The sequence below is a fragment of the Pseudomonas sp. GW821-FHT03A09 genome, assembly GCF_059421065.1.
Map to the genome: position 1 here is coordinate 88864 of NZ_JBWKUX010000002.1, position 26105 is coordinate 114968.

Annotated in this window: 18 protein-coding genes; 12 read left to right on the plus strand and 6 right to left on the minus strand. The window is 59.7% G+C overall.

Annotated features, from left to right (window positions below; genetic code table 11):
- Nucleotides 1-3: 3 nt before the first annotated feature.
- Nucleotides 4-3954, minus strand: a complete 3951-nt coding sequence (locus AC07V4_RS03250; RefSeq protein ID WP_492637253.1) for a DUF4329 domain-containing protein — start codon at nt 3952-3954, stop codon at nt 4-6.
- Nucleotides 3902-4612 (minus strand): DUF4329 domain-containing protein, encoded by a 711-nt coding sequence (locus AC07V4_RS03255; protein WP_492637254.1) that lies wholly within the window; start codon nt 4610-4612, stop codon nt 3902-3904. The genes AC07V4_RS03250 and AC07V4_RS03255 overlap by 53 nt, the downstream gene beginning before the upstream one ends.
- A 288-nt stretch (nt 4613-4900) precedes the next feature.
- Here AC07V4_RS03255 and urtA point away from each other — a divergent pair, with 288 nt between their 5' ends.
- From urtA to ureC, 11 genes are all read left to right on the plus strand, one after another.
- A complete protein-coding gene (gene urtA, locus AC07V4_RS03260) occupies nt 4901-6166 on the plus strand; it encodes an urea ABC transporter substrate-binding protein (protein ID WP_492637255.1) in 1266 nt (421 codons plus the stop codon).
- 168 nt (nt 6167-6334) lie between these two features.
- Nucleotides 6335-7837, plus strand: coding sequence for an urea ABC transporter permease subunit UrtB (gene urtB / locus AC07V4_RS03265; protein ID WP_492637256.1), 1503 nt, complete (start codon nt 6335-6337; stop codon nt 7835-7837).
- On the plus strand, nt 7837-8904 hold the full coding sequence (gene urtC, locus AC07V4_RS03270) for an urea ABC transporter permease subunit UrtC (protein ID WP_492637257.1): 1068 nt from the start codon (nt 7837-7839) through the stop codon (nt 8902-8904). Before urtB ends, urtC begins: the two co-directional genes overlap by 1 nt.
- A complete protein-coding gene (gene urtD / locus AC07V4_RS03275; protein WP_492637258.1) occupies nt 8901-9734 on the plus strand; it encodes an urea ABC transporter ATP-binding protein UrtD in 834 nt (277 codons plus the stop codon). The genes urtC and urtD overlap by 4 nt, the downstream gene beginning before the upstream one ends.
- A gap of 149 nt (nt 9735-9883) precedes the next feature.
- On the plus strand, nt 9884-10582 hold the full coding sequence (gene urtE, locus AC07V4_RS03280; RefSeq protein WP_492637259.1) for an urea ABC transporter ATP-binding subunit UrtE: 699 nt from the start codon (nt 9884-9886) through the stop codon (nt 10580-10582).
- A 31-nt stretch (nt 10583-10613) separates the two neighbouring features.
- Nucleotides 10614-11453 (plus strand): urease accessory protein UreD, encoded by an 840-nt coding sequence (locus AC07V4_RS03285; RefSeq protein WP_492637260.1) that lies wholly within the window; start codon nt 10614-10616, stop codon nt 11451-11453.
- A 48-nt stretch (nt 11454-11501) separates the two neighbouring features.
- The gene (gene ureA / locus AC07V4_RS03290) at nt 11502-11804 is read left to right on the plus strand and encodes an urease subunit gamma (protein WP_032878149.1); all 303 of its coding nucleotides are present in this window, start codon (nt 11502-11504) and stop codon (nt 11802-11804) included.
- A gap of 9 nt (nt 11805-11813) precedes the next feature.
- Nucleotides 11814-12326, plus strand: coding sequence for a GNAT family N-acetyltransferase (locus AC07V4_RS03295; RefSeq protein ID WP_492637261.1), 513 nt, complete (start codon nt 11814-11816; stop codon nt 12324-12326).
- Nucleotides 12327-12331: 5 nt separating this feature from the next.
- The gene (locus AC07V4_RS03300; RefSeq protein WP_492637262.1) at nt 12332-12865 is read left to right on the plus strand and encodes a GNAT family N-acetyltransferase; all 534 of its coding nucleotides are present in this window, start codon (nt 12332-12334) and stop codon (nt 12863-12865) included.
- A complete protein-coding gene (locus AC07V4_RS03305) occupies nt 12862-13167 on the plus strand; it encodes an urease subunit beta (protein ID WP_017737512.1) in 306 nt (101 codons plus the stop codon). The genes AC07V4_RS03300 and AC07V4_RS03305 overlap by 4 nt, the downstream gene beginning before the upstream one ends.
- Nucleotides 13168-13303: 136 nt before the next feature.
- Nucleotides 13304-15004: an urease subunit alpha gene (gene ureC / locus AC07V4_RS03310; protein ID WP_492637263.1), complete on the plus strand. Its 1701-nt coding sequence runs from the start codon at nt 13304-13306 to the stop codon at nt 15002-15004.
- 100 nt (nt 15005-15104) lie between these two features.
- Here the strand turns inward: ureC and AC07V4_RS03315 are convergent, their stop codons facing one another.
- Together AC07V4_RS03315 and AC07V4_RS03320 are read right to left on the minus strand one after the other, a co-directional pair.
- Entirely contained in the window at nt 15105-21974 is a 6870-nt protein-coding gene (locus AC07V4_RS03315; RefSeq protein WP_492637264.1) for an NEL-type E3 ubiquitin ligase domain-containing protein, read from the minus strand.
- An 85-nt stretch (nt 21975-22059) separates the two neighbouring features.
- Nucleotides 22060-22998, minus strand: a complete 939-nt coding sequence (locus tag AC07V4_RS03320; RefSeq protein WP_492637265.1) for a DnaJ C-terminal domain-containing protein — start codon at nt 22996-22998, stop codon at nt 22060-22062.
- Nucleotides 22999-23235: 237 nt separating this feature from the next.
- Between AC07V4_RS03320 and AC07V4_RS03325 the strand changes: the two genes are divergently transcribed.
- Complete coding sequence (locus AC07V4_RS03325) at nt 23236-24504, plus strand: Hsp70 family protein (RefSeq protein ID WP_492637266.1); 1269 nt, start codon at nt 23236-23238, stop codon at nt 24502-24504.
- Nucleotides 24505-24637: 133 nt separating this feature from the next.
- Here the strand turns inward: AC07V4_RS03325 and AC07V4_RS03330 are convergent, their stop codons facing one another.
- Nucleotides 24638-25651: an AI-2E family transporter gene (locus AC07V4_RS03330; RefSeq protein WP_492637267.1), complete on the minus strand. Its 1014-nt coding sequence runs from the start codon at nt 25649-25651 to the stop codon at nt 24638-24640.
- A 110-nt stretch (nt 25652-25761) separates the two neighbouring features.
- The gene (locus AC07V4_RS03335; protein ID WP_492637268.1) at nt 25762-26061 is read right to left on the minus strand and encodes a PsiF family protein; all 300 of its coding nucleotides are present in this window, start codon (nt 26059-26061) and stop codon (nt 25762-25764) included.
- Nucleotides 26062-26105: the final 44 nt, after the last annotated feature.

The following is a 26105-nucleotide window of genomic DNA, read 5'->3' on the forward strand; positions in this document are numbered from 1 at the left end:
TCGTCAAAGCTCATCCTTGTTGCGCCCATACCAGGGCTCATTTGCCCCCAGCCCCGCCGTATCCGTTTTTTCACCCAAAGGCCCCAGTGCGTTCCAGAAGACGTCGGTGACCAGTACTGATAGGCTGCCCATACGCCGCAACTGACGCACTAGCACACTAGGAGTGGCCGCTGGACGGGCGCGGAGGATGGCGGTTTCCTCCCCAGTCATTGCGGGTATGTACTTGAGCATCCCTCCCCCACGACAAGACAGGTAAAGGCTCTTGGCGTCAGGTAAGTTACTCCGCATGACTGAAAGGTAATTGCCCAGATCATCGCTGGAGGCAAAATTAGCCAGCAGGTTGATGTCAATCCGAGACAGGCCAGGCATGCTGGGAATTGACTTATAAAAGGCATGCACAGCCGCAATTTTGTAGCTGCGCAGCACATTGGTGACCGGCACATCGAACCCGGCGTGATCCTTCCAGAACAAGCCTTCCAACGTACTACTGCCGAAGCCGGCGCGGTCCTCCACAGGATCGATCGCGACAAATCCGGAAATTTTCGGCGGTACAAGCACTGCCCCTAGATATGACGTGTCGACAAACGGGGCAATCAATCGCTGGGCGTATCGGGCAGCGTCATCGGCGTAGAAATACAGCGGGCCACAGAATGAATGGTAGTAAGGATCGTCAGCAAAAGCGTGCGACGGCCGCTTGGGCGACCACTGTGCATCGACCTGCTCTTTGCGGCCCCAGGTCGGACTGGTGACCCGAACGTGCAACTCTCCGATACCCGCCAACAGACGTACATAGTCCCGCACCGTCAAGGAGCCTTCACGTACTCGCGTGGCGTCGTGGCGCACGTTGTTCGACCACTGCGACACAGCTGCTGTTTTAGGCGCGCGAAACCACAGCAGTGCACCGTCCGCACACAACAAGTAAAGCGGCAGTGTCACTCCGTTACGGGGAGTGGTCATGTACGTCAGCGCTTTCACAATCGTGACAGGCGTGAAGAAGTGCCGGGCCATTTCGTCGCTGGCCGGGGCAATCGTTTCGGTCGATGCGCACAGGTACAAGCCATACATCAGGTAGCCCTGGGGTAATTGGCCGTCGACAAAGACGGCTCTCAAGGCGTCAAAGTTCTCTCTGACAAGGGGTAAAGTCGCCATGTACAGCTCCCTGCCCGATGCCTTTAATACATAACCAAAGGCCACTTGAGCCTGTGGCTTCCAACCAAGCTGGACGTGTCGGACAGCATCGAGGGCGCGGGTAAAAATCGGACTGCACGGTGTGTCGGCTGCGACTTGGCGCACGGCCAATGGGCTCGGGATATATTGATTCAGCGCGAAATCAGGCTTGAGTGTCCTCGGACTCCCCCACAACGCATCCCCCTTCACGACGCGCAAGAGACCGGCCTTGGCCACAGCATTGACGAAATCCTGTGGTGATAGCGCGCCCGTGCGCAGTTGCTGCTCAAAATCGTTGTCGGCCAAATCACCTTTGACGAGGTTAAGAGCGACCAACTTACGGCTCAACAGCTTTTCCTCTTCAGAGTCCGACAGGTCATAGCTAAGAATCGCCCCGTTCGCTCCGAAAACGTACTCGCGCTTGATATGCACCTCTCTGTCTAACAACTCTGCCAGCACAGCACTGGGAATCATGCTTTGGTAGACAGTTTTCTGTAGGCCCGACAGCAATATGGGCACTTCTTGAATGGGCAGGGAACGGTAGCGAGCGATGATCGTGCCTCCCCCCGGGTAAAGCCCCTCGGCAACGCTGGCGTCAGGGTAGATCCAGTTCAACGTCACCCCCCGAGGCGGCAGTATCAAGGGTTCAGTGGCCACGCATAGGCCGTTGGCCAGCTTGAGGATGACCCCACCATAGGCGCGGCGAAAGTGGTTGCCGATAGCGCTCAGGGCGTGACGTGCCGCATCATCGGGCGAGGCAAACGCGGGGCTCAAGCGTCGCGAACTCAAGGTTTTGTAGCCAGCCCAGTCGTTGCCCACTTTGCCGACCTCATCCCAACACTGGCTGGTACGCACCACCTGGAGCTCACCCTTGGTTGCCCACTGCCTGACAAAGTCCAAATGCGTCGTGATGCCAGAATCCAGCTGCGTACGTGCCTGCGCTAACAAGTTGTCTGCCTCGCCGCCTATTTTTACGTCGATAGGAGAGGGCTGGTAACTTAACAGCGCGCCATCCAGGGTAGAAAAGTAGATGGGTAGGCTGTGTGTACGATCACGCTGAGCTTCATAGAGCGCGGAATACAGCACTTCCGGCATGACGAAATACAACGTCAGCCAAGTACTCGCCACTGCCTTCCACTGCGGCGACCACTGCTGTGACCTGAATAAGGCATGTAACTCAAACCCCTCGGGCAGCAGGAACTCGTCACGGCTCGTTCGAGAAAACAATCTATTGAGATCGAACAAGTCGCCGGCGGAGACAGCCCCTACCACTTCGGTCGCGATGTACTGTTCCTGGTCCTTGCGCTTGAGGATAAATGCGAAACACGCCTGCGCGGCGAGATTACGACCATGCACTCGCTTGTGCAGGTCGCGGGTGGCCTCATTGAGGGTTGTGAACAAAGAACCATAGGTGACGTAGTCGGGCGGGCCGAGTCTGGGTGCATAGTCATAATTGGGCGTCCAGTCACTGTAGACAACCCCGCGTGGCCCCCACAACGAATTGCCCTGGATGATTTTGAATTCGCCGGCAGAAGCTAATCTCGTGACCCAATCGGTGGGTTTTATCTCTCCGCGATCAAGCTTGCGTGCAAGCCCATGCTCTGCAGCGGACGGGCTGAGATTAGCCCGTAGCAGCACCTCCTGGGACGAGCGGTTCGGGGCGTATTCCAATAAACAGTCCTGCGCCCCGGAAAGGTAGGCCACCCGCCCAGCCTGGAGAATTGAGTACATCTCATCGCAGGAAAACACCTGCAGGTTGATCAACGCTTCATCCCGCGTCCAGTGTCGCTGCTTGACCCAGTCGGGATCGACCATGGACAACGCCGGATGGGAACCATAACGTGCATGCAGCTCATAGTGCTCGGGAGGAATCAGTGCACCTTGCCCGTCCATGGGGAAAAACAGCATGAACGCAAATGGATTGCCGAGGCTTCGCTTGGGAGGCGTGATCACAAAATGACCGTCAGGCCCCTTGAGTATGTAACCACCGAGGTAACGATTTCGAGTGTTGCCAATCTGCTCATGGGCGTACAGCGCAGCATCCCGCGATGACAGAAACGAGCCACTCAAAGCCTCCGGGTACTCCGTAGCCAGTACCGCCGTGCTCTTGCCCACACGCCCGACCTCACGCCAGAATTGGCCTGCCCGAACCACCCACAGGTCGGTGGCATCGATCACCCTGCGCAAAAAATTGCGTGGGGTCAGCGTGCCTGCGGCCATCTCGGCCTGGGCCCCCTTGTCATCGATCCCCCCATCACTGCCTCGTTGGAACAACTCGGTAGCCAGATTCTCGGGAGGGACTTTGAGCTTAAGCAACGCCTGATCCGAGCTACTCATGTAGAGGGCAAGACCACGCTGGGGATTCTGAAGCGCCATCGTCTTGCTTCCCTCCCGGATAGCCGCCCCCACCTGTGCCGGAGAAAAAAACACATTGGCCAGCCAGGCTTCTCGTGCAGCAACCTTGCTCACTTCGGGCCCGTCACCGACATAAAGGGCTTCCAGGCGATACTCAGCAGGTATTTGCGGATGCCCATCCGGTCCCTTTGGAAACAACGCATCGAGCGAAAACAGCGGTTCGCGAGCGGGCGATGCAACAGTTGCGACGTAACGATCCTGATTGACGTGCTTTAGCACCACGCCAATGTGCGATTCAACCGCCTCTGGCGGCGGCGAGGAGAACGCCGCCGTCAGCGCCTGGGACGCGTCGGGGAAGATCGCAGTGAACAGGGGCTGTTCAGTCACCTCTGACGAGGAAAAAGGTTCGAAAACAACCCAGTCGGACGGCACTTTTCCGCGAGAGCCCCCCCCAAAGTGCGGTCGGCACAATCAAGCTGAGCGAGCCAAAGGTGGAGATTTTCTTGACGAAATCATCAAACCCGCCGTACACGCCCACCGGACTGTCGGGTGGTTTTCCGGCCTGCACCCACAGGGCAAAACTGAATTCCGCTGCTGATCCGGATGGGGTATGACGGATCAGCGAACCATCCGGGCCGGAGAGATAAGAAGACGGGAAAAAATCACGGTCATGCACATCCCGATAAAAGTCCGTACCGGACATGAACCCCAGAAACGCCTTGGCCATGCGCTCATCAAAACTGCGGTTTCTCTGGAGAATCCATGCATGTTGCGCGGGGTGCGAATGGTAGCTGGCGACGCAGGTATAGCCTTGTGGCTGAAGATAGTAGCCATCAGTGCCGATGCCCAATACCGTCCGCAAATCGAACTGCATACCCTCGCCCCTCACCGGCCGGGTCGAGAAATACTGGCCGGTGGGGTCTCGCAAAATCACCCCGCCGTATTCGACATCTCGTCGTTGACCAATTTCCTGATGAGCCCAGTTCGCCGCATCCACTTCATGCAAAAAAGCAGGGCTCAATGGTGGCAACTTGGAAGCCCCTCGGTTTGAACTGGCAGCCCGCTCTTCACGTGACAATCTGATAGCCATGACAACTCCTGGAAGAAATGCCTGGGCACAGCGCCCAGGCCTTTCATTCTCGGAGTGAAGCTCCCTGTCCAACCGGTAGATAAGTAGCGGCAGTACCAAGCACCACAACAGCACATCGTCGTGCCCCGAAGCCGCAATCGAGGGCCACATTGGTGCAACCAGCCCGGCTTGCACGTTTGTTTGGCCCTTGCCCATCAGGGTTGGATGACTTCGGCACACCCCTTGCTATCACCTGCGTAACGTCCCTCATTTGCCCCCTAACACAACATCGGTCACGGAGATCGCACCATGAAGCGTCGCAGCTTGATCAAGGCTTTCACTCTTTCGGCATCCATTGCCGCCATGGGCATGACCTGGACCGTACAGGCCGCCGAGACCATCAAGGTCGGCATCCTGCACTCGCTGTCCGGCACCATGGCCATCTCCGAAACATCGCTGAAAGACATGGCGCTGATGACCATCGACGAGATCAACTCCAAGGGCGGTGTGAACGGCAAGATGCTAGAACCCGTGGTAGTCGACCCCGCTTCGAACTGGCCGTTGTTTGCGGAAAAAGGTCGGCAGTTGCTGACCCAGGACAAAGTCGCCGTGGTATTCGGCTGCTGGACTTCGGTGTCGCGCAAGTCGGTGCTGCCGGTATTTGAAGAACTCAACGGCCTGCTGTTCTACCCGGTGCAATATGAAGGCGAAGAGATGTCGCCGAACGTGTTCTACACCGGTGCGGCACCGAACCAGCAAGCCATCCCGGCAGTGGAATACCTGATGAGCGAAGAAGGTGGCAGCGCCAAGCGCTTCTTCCTGCTGGGCACCGATTACGTGTACCCGCGCACCACCAACAAGATCCTGCGTTCGTTCCTGCACTCCAAAGGTGTAGCGGATAAAGATATCGAAGAGGTCTACACCCCATTCGGCCACGCCGATTACCAGACCATCGTGGCCAACATCAAGAAGTTCTCGGCGGGCGGCAAGACGGCGGTGATCTCCACCGTGAACGGCGACTCCAACGTGCCGTTCTACAAGGAGCTGGCCAACCAGGGTTTGAAGGCCACCGAGGTGCCGGTGGTAGCGTTCTCCGTGGGTGAAGAAGAACTGCGCGGCATCGACACCAAGCCACTGGTGGGCAACCTCGCCGCGTGGAACTACTTCCAGTCCGTTGAGAACCCGGTGAACAAGAAATTCGTCGCGGATTGGAAAGCCTACGCCAAGAAACACAACCTGCCGGGCGCCGACAAAGCGGTGACAAACGACCCAATGGAAGCCACCTACGTGGGCATCCATATGTGGGCGCAGGCGGCGGAGAAAGCCAAGTCCACCGACGTCGACAAAGTGCGTGAAGCGCTCGGCGGGCAAACCTTCGCCGCACCGTCGGGCTTCACCCTGACCATGGACAAGACCAACCACCACCTGCACAAGCCGGTGATGATCGGCGAGATCCAGGCCGATGGGCAGTTCTCGGTGGTGTGGCAAACCCAGGAACCGATTCGGGCACAGCCGTGGAGCCCGTACATCCCAGGCAATGACAAAAAGCCGGACTATGCGGTGAAAAGCAACTAAGCCACACCGCAGCCTGGATGTCGGGCACGGTCAATGTGGGAGCTGGCTTGCCTGCGATATAGGCGCCTCGGTGTATCAGTCTTACCGAGGTGATGCCATCGCAGGCAAGCCAGCTCCCACACAAAGCCCTATGCCCACACTGTCCGCACATGATCAGGACACTTTGTTATGCCTACTGCCCTCTACCGTTTCATCCTCACGGCCCTGCTATTGCTGCCTTTTGCGGCACACGCCGGCGACGCCGAAGACTTCCTGGCCGCCAACCCGGCCCAACAAGCCAAGCTCCTCCAGGACTGGGCCGCCCAGCCTGATCCTGCACGTATCGCGTTGGTGGACGCCCTGCAGCAAGGCCAACTCACGCTCAACGGTGAAACCAAGACCGTACGCCTGAACAACCGCCTGCGCAGCCTGATCGACAACGTACAAGCCAGCCAACAACTGCTCGCCGCCGACCCCAAGGTGCGCCTGGACGCAGCGGTAATCCTGCAAAAAAGCGCACAGCCTGCGCAGCTCAAATTTCTCGACCAGCAGGTCGCTGCCGAAACCAACGAGGACGTGCATACCGCCCTCAGTCTGGCACTGGCCAACCTCCAACTGGTGGACCCCGACCCGGTGGTGCGCCTGGCCGCCGTGCGCTTGCTCGGTAGCACCGGCGACCCGTTGGCGCGCACGCGCCTGGAAGCGTTGCTGGCCCCCGGCGTTGAAACCGACGCCGCCGTACACACCGCCGCCGAAACCAGCCTGGCCCAGGTCAAACGCAAACTGATGCTGGGCGAGATTCTCGGCCAGGCCTTCAGTGGCATGTCCCTGGGCTCGATCCTGCTGCTGGCGGCCCTTGGCCTGGCGATCACCTTCGGTTTGCTCGGCGTGATCAATATGGCTCACGGTGAAATGCTGATGCTGGGTGCCTACTCCACTTATGTGGTGCAATTGCTGATGCAGCGCTACGTTCCACAGGCCATCGAGTTCTACCCGTTGATCGCACTGCCGGTGGCGTTTTTTGTCACCGCCGCCATAGGCATGGTCTTGGAGCGTACGGTGATTCGCCATCTCTACGGTCGCCCCCTGGAAACCCTGCTCGCCACGTGGGGCATCAGCCTGATGCTGATCCAACTGGTGCGCCTGGTATTCGGTGCGCAGAACGTAGAAGTGTCCAACCCCGCGTGGCTGTCTGGTGGTATTCAAGTACTGCCCAACCTGGTGCTGCCGTACAACCGCATCGTGATCATCGCCTTCGCGCTGTGCGTGGTGGTGCTCACCTGGCTGCTGCTGAACAAGACCCGCCTGGGTCTCAACGTGCGCGCCGTGACCCAGAATCGCAACATGGCGGCCTGCTGCGGCGTGCCGACCGGGCGTGTGGATATGCTCGCGTTTGGCCTGGGTTCCGGCATCGCTGGCTTGGGCGGCGTGGCACTGAGCCAGATCGGCAACGTCGGTCCCGACCTGGGGCAAAGCTACATCATCGATTCCTTCCTCGTCGTGGTGCTCGGCGGTGTCGGCCAACTGGCCGGTAGCGTCATGGCCGCCTTTGGTTTGGGCATTGCCAACAAGATCCTCGAACCCCAGATCGGTGCCGTGCTCGGCAAGATCCTGATCCTCGCGCTGATCATTCTGTTTATCCAGAAACGCCCGCAGGGACTCTTCGCACTGAAAGGACGGGTGATCGACTGATGAACCAACCCTTGATGCTCACAGCCACACAAAAAGCCGGCCCAAAAGTGACGATCGCGGTGGGCGCCGTCATCCTGATCCTGTTGCTGGCGCTGCCGTTGTTTTCGCTGCTATCGCCGGAAAACCCGCTGCATGTGTCGGCCTACACCCTGACGTTGGTTGGCAAGATCCTCTGCTACGCCATCGTCGCCCTCGCGCTGGATCTGGTGTGGGGTTACGCCGGGATGTTGTCCCTCGGCCACGGATTGTTCTTCGCCCTCGGCGGCTATGCGATGGGCATGTACTTGATGCGCCAGGCCTCGGGCGATGAACTGCCGGCGTTCATGACCTTTTTATCGTGGACTGAACTGCCGTGGTATTGGGTGGGCACCGAGCACTTCCTCTGGGCGATGTGCCTGGTAGTGTTGGCGCCAGGGTTGCTGGCGCTGGTGTTCGGTTTCTTCGCCTTCCGTTCGCGGATCAAGGGCGTGTATTTCTCGATCATGACCCAGGCCCTGACCTTTGCCGGCATGTTGCTGTTCTTTCGCAACGAGACCGGCTTTGGCGGCAATAACGGCTTCACCAATTTTCGCAGCATTCTCGGCTTTGGCATCACCGAACCAGGCACGCGGGCGGTGTTGTTCGTGGCCACGGTGCTGTTGCTGGTGACCAGCCTGTACATCGGCTGGCGCCTGGCCAAAAGCAAGTTCGGCCGGGTGCTGACCGCCCTGCGCGATGCAGAAAACCGTCTGATGTTCTGCGGCTACGACCCTCGCGGCTTCAAGCTGTTCGTGTGGGTGCTGAGCGCCGTGCTCTGCGGTTTGGCCGGGGCGTTGTATGTACCTCAGGTGGGCATCATCAACCCCAGCGAAATGTCGCCGACCAACTCCATCGAAGCCGCCGTCTGGGTTGCGCTCGGCGGGCGCGGCACGCTGATCGGCCCGTTGCTGGGCGCCGGCGTGGTCAATGGCATGAAGAGCTGGTTCACCGTGGCCTTCCCGGAATACTGGCTGTTCTTCCTTGGGGCGCTGTTCATCATCGTCACCTTGTACCTGCCCAAGGGCGTGATCGGGCTGTTGAAGAAATGAGGAACGTCATGCTTGAACCTATTTTCGACGCCGGCACCGGCCGCGATGCCATCGGCATTGGCCAGGCTACCGGCAAGGGCCTCAACACCCGCCACGGCACCATCCTGACCCTGGAAGACATCAGTGTCAGCTTCGATGGTTTCAAAGCGCTCAACGACCTGAACCTGTACATCGGTGTCGGTGAATTGCGCTGCATCATTGGCCCCAACGGCGCGGGCAAAACCACGCTGATGGACGTGATCACCGGCAAGACCCGCCCCAGCCATGGCACCGCCTGGTTTGGCGAAAACATGGACCTGACTCGCCTGAGCGAAGTGCAGATCGCCCAGGCTGGCATCGGCCGCAAGTTCCAGAAGCCCACGGTGTTTGAAGCCTTGAGCGTGTTCGAAAACCTGGAGCTGGCGCAGAAGACCGACAAATCCGTGTGGGCCAGCCTGCGTGCACGCCTGAGCGGTGAACAGAAAGACCGCATTGATGAAGTGCTCGACACCATCCGCCTGACCGCCTCGGCGCAGCGGCCAGCCGGTTTGCTGTCTCACGGCCAGAAGCAGTTCCTGGAAATCGGCATGCTGCTGATGCAAGACCCACAACTGTTGTTGCTGGACGAACCGGTGGCGGGTATGACCGACGCCGAAACCGAATTCACTGCCGAACTGTTCAAGCGCCTGGCGGGCAAACACTCGCTGATGGTGGTGGAACACGACATGGGCTTTGTCGGCTCGATTGCCGATCACGTGACCGTGTTGCACCAGGGCAGCGTGCTCGCAGAAGGGTCGTTGGAGCAGGTGCAGGAAAACGAGCGGGTGATCGAGGTTTATCTCGGCCGATAAGGCTGCCACAGACTGCTTTATGTGGGAGCTGGCTTGCCTGCGATGACGGCGGGTCAGCCAAGCAGTTGTCACTGATAGTCCGCTATCGCAGGCAAGCCATCTCCCACATTTGAACCGGTTCTCACAGGGGGATCGAGGAGGTTTTGGATATGTTGCAAGTCGACAAGTTGCACCAGTACTACGGCGGCAGCCACATCCTGCGCGGACTGTCCTTTGACGTAAAAATCGGCGAAGTCACCTGCCTGCTGGGCCGTAACGGCGTAGGCAAGACCACGTTGCTCAAGTGCCTGATGGGTTTGCTGCCGGCCAAAGAAGGCGCGGTGAACTGGGAGGGTAAGGCCATCACCGGGTTCAAGCCGCATCAACGTGTGCATGCGGGGATTGCCTACGTGCCCCAGGGGCGGGAGATTTTCGGACGGCTGACAGTGGAAGAAAACTTGCTGATGGGTCTCTCGCGGTTTCCGGGTTCAGAGGCCAAGGGAGTGCCCTCATTCATCTACGAATTGTTCCCGGTGTTGCTGCAGATGAAACATCGACGTGGCGGCGATCTGTCCGGCGGCCAACAGCAACAGCTGGCAATTGGGAGAGCCCTGGCCAGCCGCCCGCGCTTGCTGATCCTCGATGAGCCTACCGAAGGCATCCAGCCGTCGGTAATCAAGGAAATCGGCGCTGTGATCAAGCAACTCGCCGCGCGCGGCGATATGGCAATCCTGCTGGTGGAACAGTTCTACGACTTTGCCGCCGAACTGGCCGACCAATACCTGGTGATGTCCCGTGGCGAGATCGTGCAACAGGGCCGAGGTGAAAATATGGAAAGTGAGGGTGTACGCGGGCTGGTTACCATCTAATCTGTAGCGTCCTAACGATAAGCACTAAAACATGACCTTGCCCGTTTCCCCTGCCCTGTTCACCCCCAGCTGGCACGCCGAGCTGGAACTCGGCTACGCGCGTTTCGGCGACACCACACGCCCGGTAATGCGCCGCCACCTCGGCCCGTTGCGGGTGCAAAAGCACCTGTACGCCGAAGGCCCCGAGGTGTGCCAGCACATCATCGTGCACCCGCCCGGGGGTATTGCCGGAGGGGATCGCCTGGACATCAGCGCCCATGTCGGCGCAGGTGCGTGGGCCCAATTGACCAGCCCTGGCGCGGCCAAGTGGTACAGGGCGAGCGGCCCCGCGTATCAGCAACTGGACCTCACGGTGGAAGCCGGTGCCACGCTGGAGTGGCTGCCCCAGGAAACCATCGTATTCAGTGCGGCCCAGGCCGAACTCACCACGCGCATCGAGCTTAAAGGTGATGCACGACTGTTCTACTGGGACGTGATAGCCCTCGGCCGCCCCGCCAGCGGCGAACGTTTCGACCTCGGCTATTTCCAATCCCACGTGGATATCCGCCGCGACGGCCAGTTGCTCTGGCATGAGCGCCAGCGCATTGTGGGCGCCGACGGCTTGCTCGACTCGCCTATCGGGCTGGACGGTCAACCCGTGTTTGCTACGTTGCTGCTGGCCGCTGATATCGACTCTGAACTGCTGGAAACCTGCCGTGCCCTGCCTCATGCGGTGCGCGGCGACCTGACCCAACTACCCGGCCTGCTGGTGGCCCGTTGTCTGGCCAGTGAAGCGCTGTTGGCACGGGCATGGTTGATTGATTTATGGAAATTGCTACGCCCTGCCGTACTGGGCCGAGAAGCCGTATCTCCACGAATATGGAGCACATGAAGACCAAATGTTGCTTTTAAGCATGCACCTTATGAAGGATCTTGAACCATGGACCTGACCCCACGGGAAAAAGACAAACTGCTGATCTTCACCGCAGGCCTGGTAGCTGAACGCCGCCTGGCACGAGGTGTGAAGCTCAATTACCCGGAAACCATCGCCTACATTTCCGCCGCCCTGATGGAAGGTGCCCGCGATGGCCGCACCGTGGCCGAACTGATGCACTTCGGCACTACCCTGCTCAGCCGTGAACAGGTGATGGAAGGCATCCCGGAAATGATCCCGGATATCCAGGTGGAAGCCACCTTTCCCGATGGCACCAAACTGGTGACTGTCCACCAGCCGATCGCATAAGGCCCCACCATGATTCGTGATGCAACCCAAGACGATTTGCCGGCCATCCGCGATATCTACAACGACGCGGTGCTGAACACCACGGCCATCTGGAACGAACAATCGGTCGACCTGGACAACCGCCAGGCCTGGTTCAGTGCCCGCCATGCCCAGGGTTATCCCATCCTGGTCTCGGTCGAAAACAATGAAGTCACCGGCTACGCCTCGTTCGGCGACTGGCGCCCCTTCGAGGGCTTCCGCTACAGCGTCGAACACTCGGTGTACGTGCGCAATGACCAGCGCGGCAAAGGCCTTGGCCCCTTGTTGATGCAAGCCCTGATCGAACGTGCGCGCATCGGCGGCAAGCATGTCATGGTCGCCGCCATCGAAAGCGGCAACCACGCCTCGATCCGCCTGCACGAGCGCCTGGGCTTTATCACGACCGGACAGATGCCCCGAGTGGGCATCAAGTTCGGCCGCTGGCTGAACCTGACCTTTATGCAACTGGCCTTGAACCCGGGCGCCGAACCGCCCAAGGAGTGAGATCGATGAACGCCGCGCAACTGCGTCGAGTCAATGCCGAAAGTTTTGCCCATTACCGCCAGGGCTTGATTGAACTGTTACTGGACGCGGTCAAGCATGGCGCGTCAGTCGGTTTCATGGCCGACTTCGATGAGGCCCAGGCCCGCACGCACTTGAGCGGCGTACAAGCAAGCATCGAAGACGCCAGCCTGCTGCTGTGGGTGGTGGTGCGTGATGAAAAAGTAATCGCCAGCGTACAGTTGGCGTTGTGTCAGAAAACCAACGGCTTGAACCGTGCCGAAGTGCAAAAGCTGCTGGTGCATAGCAGCGCACGGCGCCATGGCCTGGGCCAGCAATTGATGAACGCCCTGGAACTTGCCGCACGCCAGCACAAACGCGGCCTCCTCTATCTGGACACCGAAGCGGGCTCCGGTGCCGAAGCCTTCTATCAATCGCTGCACTACACCAAGATCGGTGAACTGCCCGACTACTGCCAAAGCCCGGACGGGCGTTACACCCCGACCGCCATCTACTTCAAGACCCTGGGGCAACCTGCATGATTCCTGGTGAATATCAGATCCAGCCTGGTGATATCGAACTCAACGTGGGCCGTCGCACGATCAGCCTGAGCGTGGCCAATAGTGGCGACCGGCCGATTCAGGTGGGTTCGCACTACCATTTTTTCGAGACCAATGACGCGCTGACGTTCGATCGTGCGGCCAGCCGTGGCATGCGCCTGAACATTCCGGCGGGGACGGCGGTGCGGTTTGAGCCGGGGCAGAGTCGGGAGGTGGAGTTGGTGGATTTGAGCGGTGGGCGCCGGGTGTTCGGGTTTGCCGGGCGGGTTATGGGTGATCTTTAGGGCCTCATCGCAGGCAAGCCAGCTCCCACATGAGACTGTGTTCACCTATTTGGATTTGTGAATACAGTCTCATGTGGGAGCTGGCTTGCCTGCGATAGCTATTTCACATTCAACACAAATATTTCAGGGCAACCACATGAAAATCAGCCGCCAAGCCTACGCCGATATGTACGGCCCCACCGTCGGTGACAAGGTCCGCCTGGCCGACACCGAGCTGTTTGTCGAAGTGGAAAAAGACTTCACCATTTACGGCGAAGAAGTGAAATTCGGCGGCGGCAAGGTGATCCGCGACGGCCAGGGCCAAAGCCAATTGCTCGCCCATGAAGTGGTCGACACCCTGATCACCAACGCGCTGATCATCGACCACTGGGGTATCGTCAAGGCCGACGTCGGCCTGAAGAACGGTCGCATCGCCGCCATCGGCAAAGCTGGCAACCCGGACATCCAGCCTGGTGTGACCATGGCCATCGGCGCCAGCACCGAAGTGATCGCAGGTGAAGGCATGATCCTCACCGCCGGCGGCATCGACACCCACGTACATTTCATCTGCCCGCAGCAGATCGAGGAAGCGCTGACCAGTGGCGTCACCACCATGATCGGCGGCGGCACCGGCCCCGCGACGGGCACCAATGCGACCACCTGCACCTCCGGCCCGTGGCACCTGGCGCGCATGCTCCAAGCCAGCGATTCGTTCCCGATGAACATCGGTTTCACCGGCAAAGGCAATGCGAGTCTGCCGGAGCCGTTGATCGAGCAGGTCAAGGCCGGCGCCATTGGCTTGAAGTTGCACGAAGACTGGGGCACCACCCCTGCCAGCATCGACAACTGCCTGAGCGTCGCCGACCAATACGACGTGCAGGTGGCAATCCACAGCGACACCCTCAACGAGTCCGGCTTCGTCGAAACCACCCTGGCCGCGCTCAAGGGCCGCACCATCCACACCTACCACACCGAGGGTGCCGGTGGCGGCCACGCGCCGGACATTATCAAGGCCTGCGGTTTCCCCAACGTATTGCCCAGCTCGACCAACCCGACACGCCCCTTCACCCGCAACACCATTGATGAACACCTCGACATGCTGATGGTCTGCCACCACCTGGACCCAAGCATTGCCGAAGACGTGGCCTTCGCCGAAAGCCGCATCCGCCGCGAGACCATTTCCGCTGAAGATATCCTGCACGACCTTGGCGCGTTCTCCATGATCAGCTCCGACAGCCAGGCCATGGGCCGCGTGGGCGAGGTGATCACGCGCACCTGGCAGACCGCCGACAAGATGAAAAAACAGCGCGGCGCCCTGCCCGGCGATGGCCCTGGCAACGACAACTTCCGCGCCAAGCGCTATATCGCCAAGTACACCATCAACCCGGCGATAACCCACGGCATCAGCCATGAAGTGGGCTCCATCGAAGTGGGCAAATGGGCTGACCTGGTGCTGTGGCGCCCGGCGTTCTTTGGTATCAAGCCGACCCTGATCCTCAAGGGTGGTGCAATTGCCTCAAGCCTGATGGGCGATATCAATGGTTCGATCCCCACACCACAGCCGGTGCATTACCGCCCGATGTTCGCCAGCTTCGGCAGCGCACTGCACGCCACCAGCCTGACCTTTATCAGCCAGGCGGCCCAGGACGCCGGATTGCCCAAGTCCCTGGGATTGAAGAAACAAATTGCGGTGGTGAAAGGGTGCCGTAACGTGCAGAAAACCGACCTGATCCACAACGATTACCTGCCGGATATCGAGGTTGATCCACAGACGTATCAGGTCAAGGCCGACGGCGTGTTGCTGTGGTGTGAACCGGCGGATGTGTTGCCGATGGCCCAACGCTACTTCCTGTTCTGAGGCGCACGCCCTATCACTCGGTCAGTCAGGAAGCGAAGAAGACTTTTGCTTTCTTCCCCCCTGGCTGACCATGCTCGACAGTGCTCAAAGCGGTAGGTCGTTAAGTTGTCGACATGCCTCCTGAACCCGAGGAAGTCCCGGGTTGACTCTGCGTGTACGCCGCCGGATTCAACACCCGATCCGCCCGGCGCGACAGAGCCATCAAGGTTTGTGTTTCATCGGCTTGCAGTTGGTATTCCTGCGCTTGCAAGGCGGTGAGGTAACCCTCGTCGGTAACACTCGTATAGGCATCCTCAAGCGCGTCACGTTGCTGCGCTTTTCTTTGTTCAAGGGCAATAACATCCTCGGGGTATCGCTCCTTTAGGTAGTCCACCCAGTAGTCACGGCTGATCAGGTTTTCATGGAAAGCGTCGGTTTTTTCCAACGTCTCAATGGCCTTGGCCTCTTCTTCCATGCCAGCTCCGCTGATCGGAATGGCATAACGCATCTTTTCCGGAACACCCTCCAAATCCAAGCGACGTCGCAGGCCAATCAGGTATTGCAGGCGCACTTCAGCCGCATCGGAGTTGGGCCGGATGTGGCGGTCGGCGAGTTTTTCCACCTGTTCCAGGCGAAACAGGTTGCGCGACAATTTCAACAGAACAGGCCCCTTGCGTGGCAAGTCGGTGGGGTCGATACCAACCAACGTCTCGAACTCCAGGACTTTGATTTCCAGACCACTGAATGTGAGGATGCGCCCATCAGTACAGGTGCCATGAGAGCCGGACATGCCAAACAGGGTTTGACGCAATTCGGTATCACTGGCGGCCGCATCCATCACCCGCCACACCCGCTTGGTCAGGGAGGCACGGGCCGCGTCGAATTCCTTGGTCTGCGGCAACAGCGACAACAGATTGAAGAACGCGGCGTTATCCGGCTCGTGCGCCAGTTGATCCCAGAGCGCAATGCGACTGGTTTGTTCATCGGGAGGCAGGTTTTTCAACCAGGGCTCGCGAAACGCCGGATCAGTATGCGCGTCGCCCAGTACCTCATCGGGCAGCACGGGAGCGGCATCGATACTGCCCTCCTCGTCGCTGCTCGGCTGCGGGTGTTCCAGGTCATTGATCAGTTGCTGCACGTCCGCGCTGCTGAACCCCAGCGCCCGGTTACTTGAGATGCGTTCGGCATACGCCTGCAGGCGGTAAAGGTCATCCAGCGGTAAGTTGAAGTTATCGGACAGATCGACACCGTCCATCAGTGCATCATGCTCACCCTCCAATGCCCCTTGCGGAATAGAAGAAAGCTCATTACTACTCAAATCCAAAGAATGTAGCGCAGTGGCTTGCAGCGTACCTTGCGGCCAACTCGTCAGCTCGTTGTTGCTCAGGTTGAGTTCCTCAACGGTGCCCAGCGCGTCAAGCCGGAAAGTGTCCAGACCGCAATAGCTCACGTCCAGCCAGTGCAGTTGTGCAAGGTTACGCAGGGTGGGATACATCAGCTCTGGATCACTGATACCGCCCCCTGACAACCCCAACCGCTCCAACCTGGCCATGCCGTTCAAAGCACTCGGCAATACACCCAGGGGGTTGCTGTTGAGCACCAGGGAACTGAGGTTCGGAAAAGCGCTGAGAAAACCGTTGGAACCTTGCCCGGTGATCTGTACGCCACTCAAGTTAAGGCGCTCGATATGCTCGAACACCACAGGTAACTCCGGCAGCTCGCCCAGCACCAGACCATGGAATTCCAGCCCATTGCCCGCTGCTCCGACAGCACCGGCAAGGCTGTTGCGCCAGCTCTCCAAGAGACGCGATGCGGCGATCTTGCGGGTGCTGGATGACACTTCCAGATCACGCCCCAGCGTATAGCGGCGGGTGAATAGCCAGCCATTCAAACGCCGCGTCAGCGCCGCTTCGACCGGGTTGTCAACCGGCACCGCAAGCAACTGGCGCGCAAGGTCACTGCCACTCTCGCCAGGCGGAAACACATCGGGGAATGCCTGCTGTTCAAACCGGCTCAGCGTTGCGTCATCCAGGCCCAACACCTGCTCGACGCGCTGCCGCGCCAGCGTAAGGTCTGCCTGGCCCTGCGGGCTCAAAGGCACACCGGCCAGGTGCGTATCGAGCACCAGGCGATCCTGGGCCAGTGCCGCAGCCGGCAGTTGCGTCAGCCGCGTGTCGCGCAGGTCCAGCCAGATCAGATGCGGCAGGTGTTCCGCTCCGGTTGGCCAGGTGGTCAACGCAGTGCCGCGCAGCCCCAGGGAACGCAGTTGCTCCAGCCCGCTTACATCCAGGCGCTCAAGCGCGTTATTACTCAGGTTCAGATGCTCCAGCGCGGGCCATTCACCTTGCGCGAGCACCAACTCGGTGAGGCTGCTGCCGCTGACGTCGAGGCGCTGCACACCGCTGAAACCACGAATGAAGCGACTCATCTGCGATGAAGGCACCCGCGCGTTTTGCAAGTGCAAAGCCGTCACATGTTCGAAGCCGGTGGTCGGTAGGATTGGCAACTCGCTGACTGTCGCCCCCGGCAGGGTCAAAGTGGCCGACTGGGGGAGGCCGTATCGTTGCAGGAGGCCCTCGTTCCAGATCGTGCGCAGTGTGTAGGCGATTGACGAGCGATTGAAACCCTCGGGGCTTGCCGAGCGCCCGATAGCCCAGTGGTCAAGACTGTCGGTCAATTGCGCGTATTCGGTACTCAGCGCCTCAATCGCGTCAAACTGCGCTTGAGCGGTGCTCCAGCGCTCGAAGAACAAGGCATTGAGTGGCCCGCTGAACGGTGTACTGAGGTTACGTGTTCGACCCAACCCATCGCTGAGGACGCCGTTGCAATACTCACGAACCATTTCGTCCTGATCCATCAGGTGTTCAGGGTGGCTGCGCACATAGTCATACGCTGTCTTGAAGCGTTCGCGATTGAAAATCGACCAATTCACCGACAATTTTGACCAATGCTGCTCACCGCCCGGGGCAAATAACTCGGCCGGTAGCTGGTCGATGGATGCGTGTTTCAAGTCCAGGCGTTGCAACTCGGGAAGTCCCATGGCCCCAAGGGGGAAAGCCCGTTGTCCGCCGCCCGACAGCATCAAGCTGCGCAGCTTGGTCAAGCGGCTGACATCCAGCGGCCGTGATGAACTGAGTGTCGAGTGCACTTCCAGTATTTCAAGGCTGGTCATGGCTTCCAATCTTGCCAGCTCATCGGCGGCCAGTTCCGTATCTGAGACTATTTTCAGTCGCTTCAGCCCCGACATCCGTTCCAGCGCCTTGGGCACACTTGAGAGTGACGTACTAGCCCCGCGCAGGGTCAGATCCTGCACCTGAGGAAAGTACCCCAGCACCCGGTCGATATGCCCTTCAATCACCCCACGGCCACTGATACTCAAGGTACGGACATGAGAAAAGTCCGCGCTCAGCTCCGGCAGCGAGGCGTCACCCGACAGGTTGAGCTGGTCAAGCCCCGGCAGTTCGGCCAACGGCGCATTGCGCCAGCTGGCCTTGAGCGCTTGCGCCATAGCGGGGCGTGAATCCAGTATCGAATACTGTCGAATAAAAGGGTCTGTCGATTCGGTCATCTGCCAGACATTGAGCGTCGACTCCAGTTGTCGCCATTCGCTCATGCGATTGTTGAGCAGGGTGAAGATCTGTGCGTCGGTCTTGCCTGCGAGCATTTGCGTGAAGATAAACCCGTTGGCCTGGCCATCCGTCATTTGCGGATAAACGTCCTGCACACGGCTGACCAACGACGGCGAACCACCCTGGCCCCGACCACTGGCCGGGTATCCCACCTGCGTCCGCGAAATCCTTTGCGGCGGCTTGAACCAGCGTTGACGGTGCGACGCGCCCTCAACGATATCCGTCGACGCCGCACGATGCTCGGTAGCGTAGTCGATGATCGCACGGCGCAGTTCCAGGCTCTGCCCTACGTGCGGCAGGCCCAGCGCATGGCGGGCCTGGTCAGGCATAGCGTGCATCAGCGAGGCGTAGAAGTTGTCGCCATGGCGCGGCACACTGTTGAGTTCCTCGCCCCGCTCATTAAATGCCTGGTACTGCGGCCCACGCTTGACCAGATACTTGGTTTGCACGGCCGTTTCACTGCCGATGCTATCGAGTAATGGGCCGCTGATAGCGCCATCGCGCACCTCAAGGCGCAGTTGGTCAGACCATCCAGGCAATTTTTCCAGGGTGTGCAGGGCCAGGCGTTTGCTGTCGGCCGAGACCAGGTTTTCCATGTGCAGGCCGGCATAGGCGTGCCCCATGCGGCCCTGACGCACCTGCCAGTGGGCGTTTTCCTGCATGGCCAGGGGCACGCGGCCGGAGCTCCGGAAGCGGCCCAGTTGTTCGCTATCAGCATCGGCCAACACGCTTCGCGCGGCGTGTTCACTGAGCCCCGGGTACAGCCGTTGCAGCTTGGCCACGTAAGGGTCGGGTAATTCGGTGCCTTTGTAGAGGCTGTCAAACAGCGCCGGTTGGCGGGTACGGGCATAGTCGGTCAGTTGCTTGCGCAACTCCTGTGGCCGGTTGGCGACCACCCGTGCCGATTCGCCGCCGAGCATGGCAACGATTTCAGACTCATCGAGGGCCGCCAGGATACTCGCGGGTAACTGGCTGCTCAGAACGTCGGCGCGGCTGATACGAATCGGCGCCTTGAGCTTGACCCCATGATACAAACGCTCGACGCCATAACGCTGGGCGGGACCGCTGAAGCTTGGCTCGTCGAATACCTCCAGTACACGGCCCATCGGCCAGCGCGGCATTTCCGTGATCAGTGGCAAGGAATACAGATAGCGACCGTCCACGGCCTGGCCGGTACCGACCTGCTCGATAACCCGGGCCACATCCTGATCGGCGTTGAACAGCCGCAAGGCATCGGCCAAAGGTGCGGGCGGCGTGGTGTTATCCAGATGCACCTGGCGCAACGTCGCGTCGCTGATGCCACTGATATCGGCGATTTTCAGCAGTTGCTCGTTGCTTAAGTCCTCCGTCACCGGGCCGAGACGCTGCATCAGCGTCAAGCGGTCCCAGGTCTGCGGCCGCTCCAGGGTATGGCGCCAGGCACCGCTACCGTTATGGCTCAGCGGCGGCTGGTAGGCAGCAGTGTCCGTGGGGTGCTTGATCCGCCAACGGTTGAGGGATGAATCAAAGGTCTTTTCATAGTGCTTGCCGGACTGGCGAATATAGCTGTTGCCTGCGTGTTGATATTCGCCCGCCGGATTGGGAGCGACATCTACTGGCAAGTTGACGGGGCTTTCATAACCAGACAGGTCGGCACGCCACAAGCGCTGCTGACCGTTCGGTAGGGTCACAGGATCAAGGCTTTCGATCACCGGCTCGGGCTTGACCGCGATCACTTTGGGCAGGAGTTTTGCGCCGCCGGCCATCACCGCCAAAAACGCCAGGTTCTCCGCCACATCCACCAGGTGCCCCTTGGCCGCCCGGCGGTCGCCTTCAGCCCATTCGATGGAACCCTCCAAGGTTTCGTACAGCAACTGACCGGCCATCACCACCATCATCACTTCACCCAACACCGGCACAAACATGGACACTACGTTCAACGCCATAAAGCCGATACTCAGCAGCTTGGCGAACTTCTCGGAACGTACTCGCGCGTCCACATCTGCGGTGGGCACCGCATGGCTACGGGCATCGGCAAGCAGCTTGTCGCGGTGCTGTTCGAAGAGGTAGTCCCAGAGGTCAAGGTTATCGTCCCACCACACCGTACCTTTTTGATTCATCGTTCCAACATTGAGGAACGGGTCTGGTCTAGACCGCTTGATCGGCGCCGGGTCGGGTGGCACGTCACGCACGGGGATGAATACCGAAAACGGATTCAAGCCCCTGAGGAAATCATCCAGCAATGGAAAATAAGGCTTCATACCGGCAACGGACCCAGGCGCCGGCGTCACGTCGGTGAGCTCACCGAAATACCCAGGCAAGTCACCGTACCTGACGAACCGGCTGAAAAAACGTTGATACGCCGTCGGGCTGCCATCATCGGGCGCCGAGGTATCTCGCGCAGTGAAACGCTCCTTGAAGATTGCTTGCATCTGGTCGTAGGTGACGCGTTTCAACGGGTGATGCGGGTCATGGGGGATGTAAAGGATCAGGTCATTGGTGTAGCGGCGAATCTCGCAAATCACAAAGGCTATGCAGCCGGTCATGCGGCTTCTCATCAGCCCCAAGTCGCGGAACCACACTTGCCGCGTGCCCATCCACGGATGGTTTTCGCCATTGATCACCGAGACAAGCATCCGGTAGTCATCCGGCCCGATATCTTTTGTCAGCAGCGCCTGCTCCGCCGCCGCCGCCAGGTCGGCCTTGCGTGCAGCACTGAATTTGTGTCGCAACGCTTGCTCGGTCACCGAATCCTTGGGGTGCACGAAGTCTTTGAGATAGCGCTGATATTGCGCGCCAATATCCAGCGATCGGCACAGCCCGGTAAATTGCGCAACGGTCAGTGAGGTATTGACCGCCTCGAAGGTGTCCGCCTGCGTTGCCTCGACAACAAACCCCGACGACGCATCGAACGCCCCGGCCTTGCATTCCCACTCTTCAAAGTTATGCAGCGCCGCCTGTAGCAGAGGCAAGCGCACCACGTCAAAGGTGCGATAGGTGACAACAGGCAGTCTGACTTCGACCCGCGTACGCAATTGAAGGATCGTCTTGTTTACATCCAACTGCACCTTGAACTGCTCCTGCAGCGCTTTGACCAACAGAGGCTTGGCAAAGGTGTCGATGTCTTGCAGCGGCTTCATGGCCTTGTCGAGGGCAGTTTGCGCGGTGAAGCTGGCGATGGTTTTTTCGTTCAGTACCTGGCGTTGTGCCAGTAATGCCTGTTGATACCAGTCCGGCACTGGCGCGGGCGTGGCTTTGAGCTGGGCACGCCGCTCAGGCGTGGCATTGACCAGCCAATCGGGGCTCGCGCTTTCGAGGAAGTCGCGGTGAATACTAAGCGTGGCCGCTGGCCGGGGGCCGGCGGTGGAGAGAAGATCGGCCATGATGTTGCTCCTTTCAAATGGAGCATCAGCACATCATGGCCGATGGGTCGATCAGCGCTAGATAGTTAGCGCCTCACCGCTACTTTCAGAAGTTTTCCCGCGGGTTGAACGCGGCCTTTTTCGCCAGTTCCTGCCACAGCGCAATGGTCTCGTCATCGGCCTGCTTGGGCATCACGGCCTTGAGCTGGATGTACAGGAAACCGCGCACCCCGGCCTTGTTCAGCAAACCATGACCCTTGGCGCGCATGCGCTGGCCGTTCTGGCTGCCGGCGGGCACCTTGAGGTTGATCTTGCCGGTCAGGGTCGGCACCGCCACTTCCGTGCCCAGTGCCAGCTCCCACGGCGCCACCGGCAGGTTGATGATCAGGTTTTCGCCGTCCACTTCGAACTTGGAGTGCGGCGCAAACTTGATGATCAGGTACAGATCGCCATTGGCCCCGCCGCCAATGCCCGGCGCGCCCTGGGCCTTGAGGCGGATGCGCTCGCCGTCGGCCACGCCGGCGGGGATCTTCACGTTCAGGCTCTTGGTGGTGTTGCTGACGTGACGGCCCGAGGCGTCGTATTGCGGCACCTGGAAGCTGATCTGCTTGGACTCGGTGGCCAGCGTCTCCTCAAGGGACACCGTCAGTTGCATCTCCACGTCCTGGCCTTTACGCCCGGCGCTACGGCGCTGGCCACCGCCGAACGCGTCGCCCCGCGACCCGAAAATCGAGCTGAAGAAGTCCGAGAAGTCACCCGCATCCTGACCGCCGCCAAAGCCGCCACGGCTCTGCCAGCCTGGTGGCCCCTGGAACGGCTGACCATGCTGGCCATACTTGCGCAGTTCGTCGTATTCGGCGCGTTTGTCGGCACTTTTGAGCGCCTCGTAGGCTTCGGACGCGTCCTTGAATTTCTCTTCGGCGTCTTTTTCCTTGCTCACATCCGGGTGATATTTACGCGCGAGCTTGCGATAGGCGGCCTTGATTTCCTTGTCATCGGCGCTCGGCTCGACACCCAATATCTTGTAGTAATCTTTGAAATCCATCGGCGGTTCACCATCCTAAATCGAGATCGCACCGTCCGGGGCACAACGTGCGCTGGTTTGCACTTGTTGAGTCTTGTGGCCTGGGAGTACGTCAAAGTGTTATCGGCGCTTGCCGTATGCACCTGATGTGGGGGCAAATCCGGCACTTTCAAGCGCTATTTACGGATAACCGGCCTACGCATCCGCCTTCGACTGGCATACACTGCGCGGCCGTTTTTCGACCGGAACCCGATAGACATGAACAGCCCATCCCCAGCCCGTGCCTGCGGCATCGACTTTGGCACGTCCAACTCCACCGTCGGTTGGATTCGCCCCGGCGAGGAGACGCTCATCGCGCTGGAGGACGACAAGATCACCCTGCCGTCGGTGGTGTTCTTCAACTTCGAGGAGCGCCGTCCGGTGTACGGTCGCCTGGCGCTGCATGAGTACCTGGAAAACTACGAAGGCCGCCTGATGCGCTCGCTCAAGAGCCTGCTGGGTTCCAAACTGATCAAACACGACACCAGCGTACTCGGCACCGCGATGCCATTCACCGACCTGCTGGCACTGTTTATCGGCCAGCTCAAGAGCCGCGCCGAAGCCAACGCCGGCCGTGAGTTCGAAGAAGTGGTGCTGGGCCGCCCGGTGTTTTTCGTCGATGACGACCCGCTGGCCGACCAGGAAGCCGAGAACACCCTGGTGGACGTGGCGCGCAAGATCGGCTTCAAGGACATCTCGTTCCAGTACGAGCCGATCGCGGCGGCGTTCGACTACGAGTCCACCATCCAGAAAGAAGAGCTGGTGCTGATCGTCGACATCGGCGGGGGTACTTCGGACTTCTCGCTGGTACGTCTGTCGCCGGACCGTCGCCACAACGACAACCGTCACGACGACATCCTCGCCACAGGCGGCGTACACATCGGCGGCACCGACTTCGACAAACAGCTCTCGCTGAACGGCATGATGCCGCTGTTCGGCTACGGCAGCCGCATGAAGAGCGGCGCCTACATGCCCACCAGCCACCACATGAACCTGGCCACCTGGCACACCATCAACTCGGTGTACTCGCAGAAATCCCAGATCGCGCTGGGCAGCATGCGCTACGACATTGAAGACACCGGGGGCATCGACCGCCTGTTCAAACTGATCGAACAGCGCGCCGGGCACTGGCTGGCGATGGAAGTGGAAGAGACCAAGATCCAGCTGACCCACACAGACAACCGCCATGTGGCACTGGACCGTATCGAAGCGGGCCTGAGCGTGGACCTCAGCCGGGCACTGTTCGAGTCATCTATCGACAGCCTGTTGGAACGCGTGCGCGGCAGCGTCACGCAATTGCTCAATGACGCCTCGGTGAGCGTAGAGCAGGTAGACACGGTGTTCTTTACCGGTGGTTCCAGCGGCATTCCGGCACTGCGCCACAGCGTGTCGGCGATGCTGCCGAATGCGCGGCATGTGGAAGGCAATATCTTTGGCAGTATTGGTAGTGGTCTGGCGATTGAGGCCAGCAAGCGGTACGGCTACTGAGTTTTAGCTGAGGCTGTGGTGACCCAATCGGGGGCAAGCCCCCTCCCACACTTGACCGAGTTCCAACTTTGAAATGCGGTCGAATGTGGGAGGGGGCTTGCCCCCGATGAGGCCGGCACAGACAACACAAGGCTTAAACCATCCCCCCAAGTTTCAACTCACTCTTGAGGTAGGCGTAATAAATCGGCCCCGCCACCACTCCCGGCAGGCCGAATGCAGCCTCAAACACCAGCATCGCCAGCAACAGCTCCCAAGACTTGGCACTGATCTGCCCGCCCACAATGCGCGCATTGAGGAAGTACTCAATCTTGTGGATCACGATCAAATAGCCCAACGCCGCCACCGCCACCCAAATCGAAATAGACAGCGCCACGATGGTGATCAGGGTGTTGGAGATCAGGTTGCCGATCACCGGTAGCAGGCCCACCAGGAAGGTCAGCACGATCAGGGTCTTGGTCAGCGGCAGGTGAATCCCACACAGCGGCAACACCACGGCGAGAAATACCGCCGTGAAGGCCGTGTTGAGCGCGGCGATCTTGATCTGGGCGAAGACAATGTTGCGAAAGGCCTGGACCAGCAGGTGCAAGCGGTCGAACAGCGCGGCGGCCAGGGGTTTTCGCTTGGTCAGGTCGGGCACGCGTTGCAGGGCGATGATCGCGCCGAGCACCATGCCGATCAACAAGGTGACGAACATGTGGGCGGCGTCTTTGCCGACCAGTTGCAGTTCGCTCAGGTGTTTGCTCAGCCAGTCGCCGATGGCCACGCGGAATTCGGCGGCGCTGGCAGGCAGGTAGGCGTCGAGGAACGGCGGCAACTGGCCGCGCGCGCGGTCGACCACGCCCATGAATTTGTCGAGGGAAGCCCCGGGGTTTTCTGCTTCGTGGAGCAAGAAGCTGATGGCGCCGGCAAAGATCAGCGTCAGCACGCTAACGATCAAAGTGCCGAGCAAGGCCACGGCGAGCCAACGAGCACGTCGCCCTTCGATCAGCCGCTGCAATTGCGGGGTGAGCATATTGACCAGCTCATACACCAGCAAACCGGCCAGCAGGCTGGGCAGTAACTTCAATGGCAGGACCAACAGCAGCCCGCCGAAAATGATGACGCAACTGACCAGCAACAACACGTGACGCTGAGAAAACGTTGGCATACAGCCTCAAAACGAACGGCGTTAAAGGATGTTGCTGCCGGAACGAGGTAACTCGCCCCGGCAGCAGAGGGCTGTGTGCGAGTGTCGCAGCCTTCTATGGCTCGGGGCTATTACTTCTTCAGGCAAGTGCTCATAAAAGTCTTGCGCGCGTCGCCAGCCAAGGCTTGGGTTTTCGCCGTGGCATTGCAGTCTTTCATCTTTTGTTGCTGAGGGGTCAGGGTCTTGGCGGCCGGCGCCGGAGCAGCCTTGAGGCAGGTGCTCATGAAGGCTTTGCGCTCATCGCCCTTGAGCGCCTTGGTGGAGGCGTCGGCGTTACAGGTAGTCATTTTGTTTTGCTGAGCCGTGTCGGCAAAGCTTTGAGAACACATCAGCAAACCGATCATCAACAGCGGAACACGCAGCATCTTCATGGAGTTTTCTCCCTGTTACCGTGCCGAAGGGGCATGGCCTACGA

Coding starts and splice junctions, on each gene's coding strand:
- AC07V4_RS03255 (WP_492637254.1), bottom strand. CDS start 4,612: ATGGCTATCAGATTGTCACGTGAAGAGCGGGCTGCCAGTTCAAACCGA.
- urtA (WP_492637255.1), top strand. CDS start 4,901: ATGAAGCGTCGCAGCTTGATCAAGGCTTTCACTCTTTCGGCATCCATT.
- urtB (WP_492637256.1), top strand. CDS start 6,335: ATGCCTACTGCCCTCTACCGTTTCATCCTCACGGCCCTGCTATTGCTG.
- urtC (WP_492637257.1), top strand. CDS start 7,837: ATGAACCAACCCTTGATGCTCACAGCCACACAAAAAGCCGGCCCAAAA.
- urtD (WP_492637258.1), top strand. CDS start 8,901: ATGAGGAACGTCATGCTTGAACCTATTTTCGACGCCGGCACCGGCCGC.
- urtE (WP_492637259.1), top strand. CDS start 9,884: ATGTTGCAAGTCGACAAGTTGCACCAGTACTACGGCGGCAGCCACATC.
- AC07V4_RS03285 (WP_492637260.1), top strand. CDS start 10,614: ATGACCTTGCCCGTTTCCCCTGCCCTGTTCACCCCCAGCTGGCACGCC.
- ureA (WP_032878149.1), top strand. CDS start 11,502: ATGGACCTGACCCCACGGGAAAAAGACAAACTGCTGATCTTCACCGCA.
- AC07V4_RS03295 (WP_492637261.1), top strand. CDS start 11,814: ATGATTCGTGATGCAACCCAAGACGATTTGCCGGCCATCCGCGATATC.
- AC07V4_RS03300 (WP_492637262.1), top strand. CDS start 12,332: ATGAACGCCGCGCAACTGCGTCGAGTCAATGCCGAAAGTTTTGCCCAT.
- AC07V4_RS03305 (WP_017737512.1), top strand. CDS start 12,862: ATGATTCCTGGTGAATATCAGATCCAGCCTGGTGATATCGAACTCAAC.
- ureC (WP_492637263.1), top strand. CDS start 13,304: ATGAAAATCAGCCGCCAAGCCTACGCCGATATGTACGGCCCCACCGTC.
- AC07V4_RS03315 (WP_492637264.1), bottom strand. CDS start 21,974: ATGGCCGATCTTCTCTCCACCGCCGGCCCCCGGCCAGCGGCCACGCTT.
- AC07V4_RS03320 (WP_492637265.1), bottom strand. CDS start 22,998: ATGGATTTCAAAGATTACTACAAGATATTGGGTGTCGAGCCGAGCGCC.
- AC07V4_RS03325 (WP_492637266.1), top strand. CDS start 23,236: ATGAACAGCCCATCCCCAGCCCGTGCCTGCGGCATCGACTTTGGCACG.
- AC07V4_RS03330 (WP_492637267.1), bottom strand. CDS start 25,651: ATGCCAACGTTTTCTCAGCGTCACGTGTTGTTGCTGGTCAGTTGCGTC.
- AC07V4_RS03335 (WP_492637268.1), bottom strand. CDS start 26,061: ATGAAGATGCTGCGTGTTCCGCTGTTGATGATCGGTTTGCTGATGTGT.